This is a genomic window from Ruegeria sp. CJ6 (assembly GCF_056536665.1).
Map to the genome: position 1 here is coordinate 224,873 of NZ_JBQFQB010000003.1, position 15,372 is coordinate 240,244.

Below are 15,372 nucleotides of genomic sequence, written 5' to 3' on the forward strand. Positions count from 1 at the left end.
ACGATATCGACATTTACAAGGCCCGAAACACCAGGTCGGCGAATCCGTGCCAGTGTCAGAGCGGCCAGATGAACGGAATAAGAAGCGACGCCAGCAGACCCACAGTCAGGTTCAGCGGCACACCAACTTTCAGAAAATCGGTGAATCTGTACCCACCCGGGCCATACACCATCATGTTGGTCTGATAGCCAATCGGCGTCGCAAAGGATGCCGATGCCGCCACCATCACCGCGACCACCAGCGGGCGCGGATCAATTCCTACAGCCTGAGCCAGAGAGATCGCGATAGGAGTGACCACCACCGCCACGGCGTTGTTCGAAACCAATTCGGTTAGCACCGAGGTCAACAGATATACGGCCCATATGATCAAGAAAGGTGGCAACATGCCCAGCGCCGGTGCGACCGCTTCGACAATCAGTGTAACCGCGCCCGATTTATCGAGCGCAGCCCCAATTGCGAGCATGGAGAAGATCAGGGCCAGCAATCGGCCTTCGACAAATGAGAACGCCTCATCCGCGTCGATACATCGGGTCAGCAGAACCACGGCAACGGCGATGATCGACAACAGCAAAATCGGTGCCACGCCCAACCCCGCCAGGGCGACGATCCCGACCAGCGCACCGATGGCTATGGGCGCATGGCTGCGGCGAAACGCTCGTGCCGAAGGTTGCGTAACATCGACCAAATCCATATCGGCGGCCAGCTTCTGGATATCCGCAGGCGAGCCCTCTAACAGCAGCGTATCCCCGACACGCACGGTCAAAGCATCCAACTGACGCCCGATATTCTGGTTCCTGCGATGAACCGCCAGGACGTAGACACCATATCGGCGACGTAACCGCATCGCACCAAGCGTTCGACCGACCATACGGCAGCCCGGCGTGATCAGAACCTCAACTGTCTTGGTCTCAACGGCTGAGACCTGATCCACGCGCTTGAGTTCCTTGTTGCTTTGAAGACTCAGCAATTCGGTCATCTCGGTGCGCAAAACTACCCTGTCGCCCACTTTCAGCGTCACCCCCTTGAGGTTCCGCCGCAGCGAGTCATCGCCTCGGATGACGTCGATCAGGCGCACACCGGGGCGCTTGAACAACTGAACGCCGGTCACTTCGCGGTCGATCAGATTGCTGTCGGGTGGGATAACCGCCTCAGTAAAAAACTTCATCTTGGACCGGTCGCTGAGCATCTCGGCCATGCTGTCACGCTCGGGTAGCAGTCGTGGCGCAATGAAGCGCAGGTACACCATACCGTAGATCACCAGCGCGATGCCCAGCGGGGTAACCTCGAAGATTGAAAACGCCGTCATACCCTGTGCGCGGGCCACACCATCGACCAACAGGTTAGTCGAGGTGCCAATCAGCGTCAGCGTACCCCCAAGGATCGCTGCATAGCTGAGCGGGATCAACAATTTGGACGCCGAAACGTTCAGCGTGCGGGCGATCTGGATAAAGACCGGGATCATTACAACGACAACCGGTGTGTTCGACACCACCGCCGAAGCAACGACGACAAACGCCATCAATAACCCGATGGCAAACCGAGGGTTCACCTGCGCCTGCTTCTGCGCGAGCGAGGTGAACGCGTCAAGCGCTCCGGTGCGCACCAAGGCACCCATGATGATGAACATCGCGCCGATGGTCCACGGCGCGGGATTCGAAAGGACTGCAAGCGCACTTTGATAGGGCAGGATACCGGTTGCCAGCATCAGGGCCGCCCCGCCGATGGCGACAACTTCGGTCGGATAGACCTCGCGCAGAAACATGATGAACATGCCCGCTACGATCATCAGCGCCAGAATTGCGCTGCCCATCTCTGTCAGTTGAAGGAATTGCATTCTTGGTATTCTGTCCGAACCCTGATCTGGCATACGCGCCTAATAGGTAGTTTCACGTATTGCGTGCGGCGGGGCAAGTCTGACGTGCTTTTCAGGGTGTAGACTGCTGCAACCGCCCGCCAACACGAATCATCTGCACGGATTTTGCGCTTCCATCGCGGTCATCGGTTTCGACAAAAACTCCGCTCAAGGTCGCCTCACCGGTCGCAGGCGTAAACCGCGCCTTGGGCATCCCGGTTATGAACCGGCGCATCGGTTCCTGCTTGTCCATTCCGATGACCGAGTCATAGTCGCCGCACATCCCGGCATCGGTCAGGTATCCTGTACCGCCCGGCAATACCTGCGCATCTGCCGTTGGAACGTGCGTATGCGTCCCAACCACAAGACTCGCGCGTTTGTCGCAATAATGGCCCATCGCCATTTTCTCGGACGTTGCCTCGCAATGCATGTCGACGATGATCGCCTGCGCCTGGCCGCCGCGTGGGTGCGATTTCAGGATCGGTTCAATGGCCGAAAAGGGATCGTCAAAGGGGCGTTTCATGAAGACCTGCCCTAACACCTGCACCACCAAAACCTTGCGACCGCCCGGCGCGGTGAACAGTCGATGCCCCCGCCCCGGTGCCCCTTTGGCATAATTCAACGGACGCACGATGCGAGGTTCTTTCTCAATAAACTGCAGCATGTCTTTCTGGTCGAAAGCATGATCGCCCAAGGTGATACAATCGGCCCCCGCGTCCAAAAGCAACTTGGCGTGATCCCCGCTCAGCCCCATTCCGTTCGAGGCGTTCTCGCCGTTGACAACGACAAAATCCAGCCGCCATTCGTCACGCAGACGTGGCAAATGCTGTTGGATGGCGGCGCGACCCGAGCGCCCCATGACGTCACCAAGAAACAAAATCCTCATGATTGCGGTCCTAGGGGCTGGAAGTGGCAATAACAAGGCAGAAGCAAACAATCACTCAGCCTGAAGGCTGCCAATGTAAAGGAAATCGCGATCGCGCATAGCGAGGGATAACTTAGAAAGTTAGCACCCGGCTTTCAGTAATCACCATATCGAGTGGTTGATCAGTCGGCTCCAGCGGCAGGTGTTCGGCTTCCTGCGCATCAAAAGCAAATCCTATGGCAAGCGTCGGGCGCTTGGCGCGCAACCCTTCAAGCGTGCGATCATAGAAGCCGCCGCCATACCCCAAGCGGCCACCCTGCGCATCAAAGGCAACCAGTGGCACGATCAGGATCTCCGGGTCGAAATAGTCATCGATCTCGGGCACTTTCGCGCCGAAGGGTCCATCTTTCAGCATGCCCTCAGGCGTCCATCGAGAGAAGCGCAACGCCTGCCCTGCGGCCTGAATGACAGGCACGCCCACTGGGCCATATGCAGAAGCCTCGGCCATTGCAGGCAGCGGGTCGATTTCGGTGCGGATCGGCATATAGCCAGACATGGAAACACCGCGATGACCCGCCAGAACCTCGGACAAGCGCCCGGCCGCGCCCGGGATGCGCATATCAAACGCTACCTTGCGTCGCGCGAATGCCGCCTTGCGCGCTGCGGCCTTGATTTCGGTCAGATCGGTTGTCTCGTTCACAGTAGTACCACGCTGGCAAGCCCCAGAAAGATGAAGAACCCCATGACATCCGTTGTCGTGGTCACAAAGGTTCCTGACGCCAGCGCCGGGTCAACACCCAGACGGTCCAGCACTACCGGTACTACCGTACCAGCAAAGCCCGCGATGATCATGTTCACGACCAGCGCAGATCCGATCACGACACCCAGCAGCGGGGAGTCGAACCACATCATCCCGACGGTTCCCAACACGATAGCGAAACACAGCCCGTTGAGCATTCCCACCAGCAGTTCTCGCCGGATCACGCGCCCTACGTTCGAGCCGGTCAGGTCGCGTGTTGCCAACGCCCGCACCGCAACGGTAAGCGATTGGGTCCCGGCATTGCCCCCCATCGAAGCGACGATCGGCATCAGTATCGCGAGCGCCACCAGTTGATCAATCGCGGCCTCAAACTGAGAAATCACCAGCGATCCGCAAATCGCCGTAACCAGATTGACACCAAGCCAAGGCAAGCGCCGCCTACTGGTTGCCGCTACACTATCGGACAGAGAGCTTTCGTCCGAGACGCCCGCAAGACGCAGCATATCCTCTTCGTATTCTTCGTCCAGGACCACCATCGCATCGTCGATGGTGATGACACCGACCAAACGACCGTCGCCATCCACGACGGGAGCCGAAATCAGGTGATACTGATTGAACGCATAGGCCACGTCCTCTTCATCCTGTTCGACGGGTATGGTGTGGAATTCATCTTCGGCAATGTCCTGCAGCGGCACCTCGCGCCGGGTTGCCATCAACTTGCCCAGCGTGACCTGAGCAACCGGTTTCAATCGCGGGTCAACAAGTATGACATGATAGAACTGTTCCGGCAAATCGTCGGTGGCACGCATGAAATCGATGGCCTGCCCCACGGTCCAGTGATCGGGCGCCATGACCACCTCGCGCTGCATAAGGCGGCCAGCAGAGTTTTCTGGATAAGATAGGGCTTGCTCTGCCGCGACGCGTTCGGAGTCTTCAAGCGCGCCCAGGATGGTTTCTTGCTGCGGCTCTTCAAGGTCTTCCAGAAGGTCAACAACGTCATCACTTTCCATATCCCGAACGGCTTCGGCCAGAACGTCCGGTTTCAGGACATTGATCACTTCTTCCCGAACTGACTCGTCGAGCTCCGACAGGATATCCCCGTCGAACTCCTTGTCATACAGCCGGATCAGGCGCGCACGGTCGTAAGGATTGATCTGTTCCAGAAGGTCAGCGATATCGGCCGCGTGTAGCGGCTCCATCAGCTCAATCAGCTTGGCACGATCTTCGACATCAACCGCATAAAGGATGGCCGCAACGGTTCGCGGGTCCAGCGCATAGGCATCCTCATCGCGGGGCTGATCGGGTCTGGCTTCGTCGTTGCCTGTCGTCATGCGCTGCCCCTCTTTCTTGTCGATTGCCCCTAGATAGAAGAAGCAGCTACCGGAAAACAATGACAATGGTCCAATTTACCCGCATCTTTCGCGCCCCTATGCTGGTTGGCGGTCCAAAATAGGCGGAGAACAGAACAAATGGCGCAAAAGACGCTTCTGAAGGGACGTGTGCTTAGCTTCAACGGATCACCGTTCGAAGGTGAGCCCACCGATGCGACCAAAATTCACCAAGCCGTCCTGATCGAAGATGGCCGCATCGCGGCACTGGGCCAGGCGTCCGACCTGTCTGACGCGCATCCCGACGCCAATGCTAAGGATTATGGCGATCAGCTGATCATGGCGGGATTTGTGGATTCTCATGTCCACTATCCGCAGACGGCAATGATCGCGAGCTGGGGAAAGCGGCTGATCGATTGGCTGAACAGCTACACGTTCCCTGAAGAGATGAAGTTTGACGACCCCGCCTATGCCGCTGAAATTGCAAACAGATATCTAGACCTAACCGCAGCCCATGGCACCACAACCATGTGCAGCTTTTGCACCATTCATCCAGAGAGTGTTGATGCCTTCTTTACCGCCGCGCAGGCGCGTGGGCAGCGGGTCGTCGCGGGTAAAACCTGCATGGATCGCAATGCGCCTGAGGGGCTGCGAGATACTGCACAAACCGGATACGACCAGTCCAAAGCTCTGCTTGAAAAGTGGCATGGGGTTGATCGCATATCTTACGCCATCACTCCACGATTTTCGCCGACATCGACGCCAGAACAGCTGGAGGCGATGGGCGCGCTTTGGGCCGAGCATCCCGACTGCCTGATGCAAACCCATCTGAGCGAACAGACCGATGAGATCGAATGGGTCCGATCCCTGTTCCCCGACGCGCGCGACTATCTGGACACCTATGAGCAGTTTGGGCTGCTGGGTGGAAATGGCCTTTACGGGCACGTGATCCATCTGGAAGAGCGGGAGCGCGATCGTCTGCGCGAGGTAGATGCAGCTCTGATCCACTGCCCCACATCAAACACGTTTATCGGCTCTGGCCTGTTTGACATGAATGGTCTGATCCACTCAGGGCACCGCGTGGGCTTGGCCACCGACACCGGAGGCGGCTCAAGTTTTTCAATGCTGCGCACAATGGCTGCGGCCTATGAGATTGGTCAATTGCGAGGCCATCCCTTGCACCCCTCGCAATTGCTTTGGCTTGGAACGGTGGGATCGGCTCGTACCCTGCGGATGGATGACCGTATTGGAAACATCGCCGTGGGCATGGAGGCCGATCTGGCGGTGCTGAACCTCGCATCGACGCCCGCTATCGCCCAGCGCGAAGCTCATGCTGATGATCTTTGGGAAGCGGTGTTCCCGACCATTATGATGGGTGATGACCGTGCCGTAACCGATACCTGGATCGCCGGACGAGCTGTTTCTGGTCGATAGGAATGGGCCTATGGCCCATGCCTCCGGCGGAGGTATTTTTAGCCAGATGAAGAGCGGATCCGCTATTCTGCCAGCGCGCGTGCCAGACGATTCTGGGTTTCTATGACCCTTGGCAGGTCGATCGTGGCGATCTGACTGTTACGAACAATCTGGCGTCCCTCGACAAAGAGGTGTTTGACACGCGTTGGTCCGGCCAGAAGGAGCGCAGCGGGGTCCCAACTGCCTGCACTTTCAATTCCTTGCACGTCCCAAATGGCAATATCAGCTCGTTTACCGGGCATAAGCCGGCCGCAATCGGGCCGATTCAACACATCCGCCCCGCCTCGGGTGGCGATCTCAAGCGCCTCACGGGCCGACATGGCGTCAGCGCCGTTTGCGACTCGTTGCAGTAGCATGGACTGGCGCGCCTCGGCCATCAGATTGCCGCTGTCGTTGCTGGCTGATCCATCCACACCCAACCCGACTGGCACGCCTTGATCACGCATTTTTCGGACTGGCGCGATACCTGAACCAAGACGACAATTGGAACATGGACAGTGCGCAACGCCGGTTCGGCTACGTGCAAACAGGTCAATCTCGGCGCCATCCAGCTTGACACAATGAGCGTGCCAGACATCCGAACCGGTCCAGCCCAATTCTTCGGCGTATTGGCCGGGTCTACAGCCGAACTGATCTTGAGAATAGGCTATATCCTCATCGTTCTCCGCCAGATGGGTGTGCAGCATCACACCTTTGTCGCGCGCTAACAGCGCGGCATCGCGCATCAGGTCCCGACTAACCGAGAACGGCGAACATGGCGCCAAACCAACGCGACACATCGAACCCTCAGATGGGTCGTGATAGGCATCTACTACGCGGATCATATCCTCCAGAATAGCCTGCTCGGATTCGACCAAAGCATCAGGAGGCAGTCCACCATCACTTTCGCCAATGCTCATAGCCCCACGCGTGGGATGAAAACGCAGCCCCAGCTCTGACGCTGCATGGATCGTATGTTCAAGCCGCGCGCCATTGGGATATAGGTAAAGGTGGTCAGAGCTAAGCGAGCAGCCGGACAGTGCCATCTCGGCCAATCCGATCTGGGCAGATATAAACATCTCGTCAGGACCAAAGCGGGACCAGATGGGATAGAGCGTTCGCAACCAACCAAACAGCAAAGCGTCCTGCCCGCCGGGAACCGCGCGGGTGAGCGTTTGGTAGAGATGGTGATGGGTGTTCACCAGACCGGGGGTCACAACACACCCAGTGGCATCATGTATTTCGCCATCGCTCGTAAGGCGGTGGCCAATCTGGGCTATCTTACCATCCCGAACCAGCAGATCAGCGCCTGCAAGCTCTTGCCGATCATCATCCATCGTCAGGATCATATCGGCGTTACGGATCAGAAATTCTGTCATTTTCGCACTCCCGCATACTGCCCGTCTCATGCATGGAGTGATGGGCTGGTGGAAAACGGGCGTAAGAACCAGCCGTGATCAGTTTAAAGTCGCAAAGAAGGGTCGGCAACCCGTTTAGTATTGCTTCAGAATTTCTAGCGCTGCCGCATGAATCTCAGTATTGGCTGCAGCGAGCGCACGCCCACCATTGTGAGCCGGATTACCCTGCCAATCCGTCACAATACCACCCGCGGCCTCGATCACCGCGATTGGGGCCTGGATATCGTAGGAATTCAATCCAGCCTCGACCACAAGATCAGTTTGACCTGCAGCGAGCAACGCGTAGGCATAACAATCCATCCCATAGCGTGTCAGCTTCGTTTTCTGAGAAACCGCCTTGAAGGCGGCGGCCTCGACCGCGCTGCCAACCTCCGGGAAGGTGGTGAAGATGATCGCCTGGTCCAGAGATCGAGTGTCACGCGTCCCAAGTTCGGTGCGTCCCAAAGGGCCTTTGACAAAGGCGTGCTCTTTATCTCCGATAAAACGTTCGCCGATATAGGGCTGATCGATCACACCTAGCTTCGGTCCAGTCTCATCGCTTAGGGCGATCAGAACACCCCATGTGGGCGTACCACTTATGAAACCGCGCGTGCCATCAATTGGGTCCAGCACCCAAACTCGTCCGCTTGTTCCCTCGGAATGACCGAACTCTTCCCCCAGGATACCGTCCTCAGGCCGGTGATCAGCCAGCACCCTACGCATTGCTTTTTCTGCTTCGCGATCAGCGGCTGTCACCGGATCAAAACCGGCATCGAGTTTGTTGTCTGTCTTCAGGTTAGATTGGCGGAAAAACGGAAGAATGGCCGCCCGCGCAGCGTCGGCCATTTCTTCGGCAATCTCTAGATCGCTTCGTAGGGTGTTTTGCATTGCTTACCCGTGCGCCCCACACCCCGCGAAGTCAAGCGCTTGTATCAGGCGACGTCGCTCAGCACGCGTGCCAGTTCAAACAGGCGGCGACGCTGGTTTTCCGGGATCGCATAATACGAGCGAACAAGATCAAGCGCTTCTTTGTCACCCATCAAATCCGCAGGAACCGATTTCTTGTCTGCATCCGACTTCTGAGCCTCTTCAAGACCCTCGAAGAAAAAGCTGACGGGAACATCCAACGCTTCGGCAATGTCCCACAAACGCGATGCGCTTACCCGGTTGGCCCCTGTTTCGTATTTTTGGATTTGTTGAAACTTGATACCAACTTGCTGCGCCAACTGCTGCTGAGTCATGCCAATCAGCCAGCGGCGATGCCGGACGCGTTTGCCCACATGGACATCGACGTGATGGGTCATTGGTAGTCTCCTTTACACAAACACCTGTCCGGGAAACCGCGACAGCAGCCATCGCCGCTTAGTTAGCGGGTCGCTGCTTAAGAACTCCCTAATTCGGATCGTGCCCCCCGAACAGCACCATAGTACAATATTGCCGCAATCCGCTATTTTTTCAAGCTGGTTGAATCAGAGAATTCGAACAGTGGTTTGTGGTTGTACGGCCGACATAGAGATTAATAGTTTCTAAATGGGAAACAGTTGATCCACCCCGTTCAGTTTAACGCTGTGAAGATTGCGAATGGAATTGACAAATGGCCAAGCCAGGCAGCCTATGGCGGCAAAAAGAGCGGAGACCAGTTATGCAGGCATTTCGTATCGAGACAAAAGGGGCACCCGCGCAGCTGTGCGAAACACAAGAGGCACCCTTGGAACATAACCAGGTCCGTATCGCAATCCGCGCCTGCGGCCTGAACTTTGCAGACCTTCTGATGCAGAAAGGCACGTATCAAGATACCCCCGAAGCGCCGTATACACTGGGCATGGAGATCGCGGGGATTGTCACCGAAATTGGAAACAATGTCGCGCATTTGAAACTGGGTGATCGCGTTGCGGTTTATTCCGGCCAGGGTGGGTTGGCCGAATCAGGCGTTTTTGATGCAGACCGGGCTATTCCCCTTCCAGATTCCACCAGTTTCGAAGACGCCGCCGCGATCCAGATCGCCTATGGCACAAGCCACATTGCTCTGGCACACCGGGCGCGCTTGCAACCGGGTGAGACACTGCTGGTCACCGGGGCCGCCGGTGGCGTCGGGTTAACCGCGGTTGAAATCGGCAAGTTGATGGGTGCGACGGTGATCGCCCAGGCGCGCGGTCAGGACAAATTGGCCGTGGCGCAAAACGCTGGTGCAGATCATCTGATTGACGCCAGCGAAGACCTGCGCGACCGCGTTCTCGCTCTGGGTGGTGCTGACGTGGTCTACGATGCGATTGGTGGAGATGTCTTCAAGGCCGCCTTCCGCGCGACCAACCCGGAAGGCCGCTTGTTACCGATCGGATTTGCCGGAGGTGAGGTGCCACAGGTTCCAGCCAATCATCTTTTGGTCAAGAACCTGACCGTGATCGGCGTATACATCGGCGGCTATCTGAATTTCAGACCCGAGATCGTGCGCGACAGCTTCAGCACCTTGTTCCGCTGGCACTCAGAGGGCCGGATAAAGCCTCATATCAGCCACGTCCTGCCCTTGCAGGACGCAGCAAAAGGTTTGGAACTGCTGCGCGATCGCAAATCCACCGGCAAAGTGGTGATCCGCGTCAACTCGCCACTTTAAGCGGCTGCGCCGTTGGATGATTGAAATTTTGGCGCAGTAGGTTCGCAAGCTCTGATACGTATTCCTCACGTACCCGCTCGGCACCATAAAGGTTTATGAACTGCACGGGCAAATCCGGCAGCACCCCGGCATGGTCAATCAGTTCCTGATGGCTGGGCTGGGTGCCTTCCAGCAAAACTCCCACAGCCAGATCAGCGCTGACGGTGGCTTCAACGGTGCGGTCGGAATCGCTGTCGATGCTCATATCCCATTCGATTCCCGCATCATCCAGCGCCGCTGTCGCGACTGGGCGAAAAATGCAATTCCGGCAAAACCCCAGCCGCAAAGGCTTTTGGCGCCAGGCAGATCCGTTCAGCGCGCCAACCCAACGCAAAGGCATATGGTGCAGGGTTTCGGCGCCCTCGCCCGCGCCCGATTCCGTAGTCACAATCAGATCGAAGCTTCCGCGTGCGAACTCTTCTTTCAAGTGCCGCGTGTTGGACGTTACCAAGTTCACGCTGACCCGAGGAAAGCTGGCATTGAAACGCTTCAACACGCGCGGGATGAACGGATGAACGACGTCATGCGGTACGCCTAGCACGACCTCGCCCTCAAACGCCTGATCCGTCAGCCGCCCGATCACCTCATCATTCAACGCAATCATCCGCCGCGCATAAGCCAGCAACTGCTCTCCGGACGCCGTTAGCGCGATGGTTCGGCCGGATCGATCCAGTAATTCCAGGCCCAAAAGCTCTTCCAGCCGCTTGAGCTGCATAGAAACCGCAGATTGCGTGAGGTGAAGAAATCCAGCGGCACGCGTCACGCCACCATGATCAGCAACAGCTACGAAAGACCGCAATGTAGTGATGTCCAGATTTCGCATGTTCAAGATTCCTTATGAGACTCGTCATAAACATTCATTTCCAAAATATGTCAGACTACTCCATATAGATCAAGGAAATTGATTGAAGCGCTAGGTTTCATCAAACAATCAGGAAAGGGCAATGATCATGACCCATATAGCCATCTCAACTCATCGTCGCATCAAGCGTAAGGTGATTGGTGCTCGGATACTTGACCTGTTTAACCTCGCTCGTCAGCGGCGCGCCCTCGCCCAGCTTGATGATGATGCACTGAATGACATCGGCGTTTCACGCAAAGACGCGCGTAACGAAGCAGAGCGCCCGTTCTGGGACGCGCCCGACAGCTGGCACAAACATCTGTATTAATTCGAAAATACCGGCGGCTTGAGGGATTTGGCGACCAAGCCGCCGGTTTTTTGACGACAGTTGCAAAAATTGCCGACAGTTTTGCTGAGTTTCAGGCTTAAAACCCTTGAAACGAGGGCCACACTCTCCGATATTTAGCGGGAAACCGGCTCGCATCCGTGGGCTGCGAACAGAATATTGAAGGGAGACCCCTATATGGCACAATTCGACACGATCCGGACGGCGTCCGGCGCGCGCGCTGCCGAGATAGACGAGGGCCTGCGCGCCCATATGAACAAAGTCTACGGCACGATGTCCGTAGGCATGCTGATCACATTTGCCGTGGCATGGGCCGTGGGCTCGAGCCCGCAGCTGCTGTCGATCTTCCGTGATCCGGTCACGCTGAGCCCCAATATCCTGGGCTGGATTGTGATGTTTGCACCTTTGGCGATGGTGTTTGGCTTTGGCGCCGCCATCAACCGCCTCTCGGCGTCCGGCGCACAGCTGTTCTTTTATGCATTTGCAGCCGTGATGGGCCTGTCGCTGAGCTGGATTTTCGTAGCATTCACCGGCATCTCGATCGCGCAGGTATTCCTGGTGACTTCGATCGCGTTTGCAGGTCTTTCGCTGTACGGTTATGTGACCAAGAAAGACCTGTCCGGCATGGGCACCTTCCTGATGATGGGTGTGATTGGCCTGATCGTCGCGATGGTTATCAACATCTTCCTGCAGTCGCCTGCGATCATGTTCGCAGTGTCGATCCTGGGTGTGCTGATCTTTGCCGGCCTGACCGCCTATGACACGCAGAAGATTAAAACCACCTATCTGCAGATGGCTCATGCGGGCGATCAGGAATGGCTTGGCAAAGCGGCAATCATGGGTGCATTGAACCTGTATCTGGACTTCATCAACATGTTCATGTTCCTGCTGCAACTACTGGGCAACAGAGAATAAAACTGCTTCCAACAGAATACAGAAAGCCCCGCTTAGCACTCCGCTAAGCGGGGCTTTTTTTATGTTGCTCTTCAAAAGCCCATACCAAGCCTTGGTGACTTCGCATGATGTTCCGACTAGTTTATTTTGCCTCCACAAATTTTACACGCCCTCATAGCCGGATAGTCGCCCGTATTTACGCATAGTCCTCATGCTCAATTCACCGATTCCCATCAAAGCTCCGCGAACAATGATCAGCCAGCAGTTACTGTAGCAGTCGGCAGTCAACCATGTTGGCGCAACCCTAATTTTGCACCACTCTGAAAGCCGCGTTTGCAAGTTTGCATATGCGTTCATCAGTGCCTTTCGCCATTGGAACGTTCGTGTACTTGGTCGATCCAATCAAAGAATTTCATAATTTTGATTGCCGAAACCGGTTTCGGAGAAAACAAATAGAAGAATGATGACGAATCCAAGTCTCCAGCAACCGCAGTCTCGCCCCCGGAGTCATTCTGGCCCCGGCAGGGTAAAACTGGATCAATTGGCCGATCATCTTGGGCTTTCTAAGAGCACGGTGTCCCGCGCCCTGAATGGATATACCGACATCTCGGAATCCACGAGAAAGCGCGTTGAAACCACGGCGCGAAAGATGGGCTATCGCCCACTCAGCCATGCGCAGGCGATACGAACCGGGCGGGTGCGCGCCATTGCCATGGTCATCAACAGCGAAGAACCAGACCGGCATAACCCATTTCTTCAGGACTTTCTGGCCGGAGCATGCGAAGCGGCGAGCGCATCCGACTGGACGATGACGATTTCTACGGCGAAGTCCGAAAAAGATATGCTTGATGTATTGGGGCGGCTTGTCGAAGAGCGCAAAGCCGATGGATTCATTCTGCCCCGGACCGAGGTCGACGATGCGAGGGTGAAATACCTGCAAGAGTTGAAGGTTCCCTTCATCATGTATGGCCGCACGGGGTATGGGCAGGCGGACTGGCAGGATGAGACATCCTGGTTCGACATTTCGGGTGAATCTGCAACCCGTGATGCGGTCGGTCGGCTCGTCGATTTTGGCCATACGCGTATCGGCTATGTCGGTAGCGATCCGAAATTCAACTACAGCCATCTGCGCCGTGACGGATATCTCGAAGGTCTCAAGATCGCGGGCTTGCCTGCCGATCCTGAGTTGATCCGGGAAGGTGCTCGTACGCGCGACGAGGGCGCGGTTGAGGCACGCGCGCTTTTGACGCTGAATCACCCACCTACTGCAATAGTGTTTGCAACAGATCTTGCTGCGCTGGGGTGTTACTCGGTCTGTGCAGAACTGGGCCTCGAGGTTGGGCACGATGTATCGATTTTGGGATATGACGGCATCCCTGAATGCCAATATGTCAGCCCTGGTCTTACCACGTTCAGCGTCGATTCTAAGCGGGCCGGAGAACGCCTTGCGACGATGCTGATCAGTCAGACTCGCGGTGAAGCGCCCGCAGATCTGCGTGAGATTGGTGAGGCCGTTCTGATCGAACGCAGTTCCGACGGGCCACCAAGCGTTACAGCCGAGGAATTGGCCCGAAAAATTCAACTTTCAAAAGATCATAACCGGGGAGGAAACCGACTATGAAACTTGCACCTTTAGCATCGCGAATGATGCTTGGAACATCGCTTGCGCTAGTATTGGCGGCGACGTCAGCTCAGGCGGATACGATCCGCTTCTGGACCACCGAAGAACAGCCCGAGCGGCTGGCCAAGCAACAGGAAATGGCTGACCAGTTCAAGGCTGAAACCGGCACTACGGTCGAGGTTATCCCGGTCACCGAAAGTGATCTGGGTACACGCGCCACAGCAGCATTTGCCGCCGGAGACCTGCCAGATGTGGTCTATCATCCGCTGCAATATGCCCTGCCATGGGCTGAAGCGGGCATTCTGGACACCGAAGCCGCCACCGAAGTGATCGAAGAACTGGGCGCCGACACCTTCGCCCCCGGCGCGCTTGGTATGGCGGCGTTCAATGACGAAACCGCGTCGGTACCGGTCGATGGATGGACCCAAATGGTTGTCTACCGCAAAGACCTGTTTGATGAAGCGGGCCTTGAGGCCCCGAACTCATTCGCCAACGTCGTCGCTGCGCTGGAGCAGTTGCACAACCCGCCCGAGATGTACGGTTTCGTTGCTGCAACCAAAGTTGATGAAAACTTCATGAGTCAGGTTTTGGAGCATGTGTTCCTAGCCAATGGCGTGACCCCCGTTGGCGCGGACGGATTCCAGCCGCTGGATGAAGCCAAGACCATAGAGGTATTGGATTTCTACAAGGCGATCTCGAAAGCCTCGCCCCCGGGTGAGCTATTCTGGAAACAATCGCGCGAGCTGTATTTTGATGGCAAAGCAGCGATGATCATCTGGTCGCCCTTCATCCTTGACGAACTGGCCGGTCTGCGCGACAGCGCCCCGCCGACGATCAACGATGATCCGACCTCGCGCGATCTGGCCTCGAAGACCGGTATCGTCACTAACTTCTCGGGCCCATCGAACCCGGATGGCGCGGCTTGGGGTGACGTTCGTTACTTTGGCATCACCAACGACGCCGACACCGACGCGGCGATGGAGTTCGTGAAATTCGCCATGGACGACGGCTATACTCAAACACTGGCCATCGCACCCGAGGGCAAGTTCCCGGTCCGTCGCGGTAATGCTGACAACCCGACCGCGTTCTCGGAAGCATGGGCAGAGCTGCCTGTTGGCGTGGACCGCAAAGCCCCGTTGGGCGAGCTGTATGATCAGGCGATGATCGATGAGATCGTCGGCGGTCTGGACGTGGCGCAGCGCTGGGGCGTTGCTGAAGGCCAGCTGGCTTTGGCGTCCAAAATGATCAACAGCCAGGCAATTAACCGGGTCGTGCGCCAATATATCGACGATGAAATCGATGCCGCCGCTGCAGTGGCCGCAATGAACGACGAGCTCGCGAAGGTTCAGTAACCTTGTGACACATG

14 protein-coding genes are annotated in these 15,372 nt (G+C 56.7%); 6 read left to right on the plus strand and 8 right to left on the minus strand.

Annotation, left to right across the window (positions count from 1 at the left end; translation table 11 throughout):
- Positions 1–55: 55 nt before the first annotated feature.
- The 4 genes from ACR0BT_RS10770 to mgtE all read right to left on the minus strand — a co-directional run bounded on the left by ACR0BT_RS10770 (position 56) and on the right by mgtE (position 4,808).
- On the minus strand, positions 56–1,834 hold the full coding sequence (locus ACR0BT_RS10770; RefSeq protein WP_480763115.1) for an SLC13 family permease: 1,779 nt from the start codon (positions 1,832–1,834) through the stop codon (positions 56–58).
- A 91-nt stretch (positions 1,835–1,925) separates the two neighbouring features.
- Positions 1,926–2,738, minus strand: a complete 813-nt coding sequence (locus ACR0BT_RS10775) for a TIGR00282 family metallophosphoesterase (protein ID WP_170594671.1) — start codon at positions 2,736–2,738, stop codon at positions 1,926–1,928.
- A gap of 112 nt (positions 2,739–2,850) precedes the next feature.
- The gene (locus ACR0BT_RS10780; RefSeq protein ID WP_480752410.1) at positions 2,851–3,417 is read right to left on the minus strand and encodes a 5-formyltetrahydrofolate cyclo-ligase; all 567 of its coding nucleotides are present in this window, start codon (positions 3,415–3,417) and stop codon (positions 2,851–2,853) included.
- Positions 3,414–4,808, minus strand: coding sequence for a magnesium transporter (mgtE, locus tag ACR0BT_RS10785; RefSeq protein ID WP_170401569.1), 1,395 nt, complete (start codon positions 4,806–4,808; stop codon positions 3,414–3,416). The genes ACR0BT_RS10780 and mgtE overlap by 4 nt, the downstream gene beginning before the upstream one ends.
- A 138-nt stretch (positions 4,809–4,946) precedes the next feature.
- On the opposite strand from mgtE, the gene guaD reads away from it, so the two are divergent.
- Positions 4,947–6,239 carry a guanine deaminase gene (guaD, locus tag ACR0BT_RS10790; RefSeq protein ID WP_480763116.1) on the plus strand — a complete coding sequence of 431 codons (1,293 nt, stop codon included), beginning with the start codon at positions 4,947–4,949 and terminating at the stop codon, positions 6,237–6,239.
- Between the two features lie 62 nt (positions 6,240–6,301).
- On the opposite strand, the gene ACR0BT_RS10795 is transcribed toward guaD, so the two are convergent.
- The 3 genes from ACR0BT_RS10795 to ACR0BT_RS10805 form a co-directional block, all read right to left on the minus strand.
- Positions 6,302–7,636 carry an 8-oxoguanine deaminase gene (locus ACR0BT_RS10795; protein WP_480763117.1) on the minus strand — a complete coding sequence of 445 codons (1,335 nt, stop codon included), beginning with the start codon at positions 7,634–7,636 and terminating at the stop codon, positions 6,302–6,304.
- Between the two features lie 114 nt (positions 7,637–7,750).
- On the minus strand, positions 7,751–8,542 hold the full coding sequence (hisN, locus tag ACR0BT_RS10800) for a histidinol-phosphatase (RefSeq protein ID WP_170401576.1): 792 nt from the start codon (positions 8,540–8,542) through the stop codon (positions 7,751–7,753).
- 44 nt (positions 8,543–8,586) lie between these two features.
- Positions 8,587–8,958: a helix-turn-helix domain-containing protein gene (locus ACR0BT_RS10805; RefSeq protein ID WP_480763118.1), complete on the minus strand. Its 372-nt coding sequence runs from the start codon at positions 8,956–8,958 to the stop codon at positions 8,587–8,589.
- A gap of 338 nt (positions 8,959–9,296) precedes the next feature.
- Here ACR0BT_RS10805 and ACR0BT_RS10810 point away from each other — a divergent pair, with 338 nt between their 5' ends.
- Entirely contained in the window at positions 9,297–10,265 is a 969-nt protein-coding gene (locus ACR0BT_RS10810; RefSeq protein ID WP_480763119.1) for an NADPH:quinone oxidoreductase family protein, read from the plus strand.
- Here the strand turns inward: ACR0BT_RS10810 and ACR0BT_RS10815 are convergent.
- A complete protein-coding gene (locus ACR0BT_RS10815; protein ID WP_170392200.1) occupies positions 10,249–11,127 on the minus strand; it encodes a LysR family transcriptional regulator in 879 nt (292 codons plus the stop codon). The two genes, ACR0BT_RS10810 and ACR0BT_RS10815, sit on opposite strands and share 17 nt — an antisense overlap.
- Before the next feature lie 127 nt (positions 11,128–11,254).
- On the opposite strand from ACR0BT_RS10815, the gene ACR0BT_RS10820 reads away from it, so the two are divergent.
- The 4 genes from ACR0BT_RS10820 (at position 11,255) to ACR0BT_RS10835 (ending at position 15,358) form a co-directional block, all read left to right on the plus strand.
- Complete coding sequence (locus ACR0BT_RS10820) at positions 11,255–11,473, plus strand: DUF1127 domain-containing protein (protein ID WP_480763120.1); 219 nt, start codon at positions 11,255–11,257, stop codon at positions 11,471–11,473.
- Between the two features lie 195 nt (positions 11,474–11,668).
- Positions 11,669–12,406, plus strand: a complete 738-nt coding sequence (locus ACR0BT_RS10825) for a Bax inhibitor-1/YccA family protein (protein ID WP_010441904.1) — start codon at positions 11,669–11,671, stop codon at positions 12,404–12,406.
- Positions 12,407–12,848: 442 nt separating this feature from the next.
- Positions 12,849–14,006, plus strand: a complete 1,158-nt coding sequence (locus ACR0BT_RS10830) for a LacI family DNA-binding transcriptional regulator (protein WP_480763241.1) — start codon at positions 12,849–12,851, stop codon at positions 14,004–14,006.
- On the plus strand, positions 14,003–15,358 hold the full coding sequence (locus tag ACR0BT_RS10835) for an extracellular solute-binding protein (RefSeq protein WP_170392204.1): 1,356 nt from the start codon (positions 14,003–14,005) through the stop codon (positions 15,356–15,358). The genes ACR0BT_RS10830 and ACR0BT_RS10835 overlap by 4 nt, the downstream gene beginning before the upstream one ends.
- Positions 15,359–15,372 lie beyond the last annotated feature (14 nt).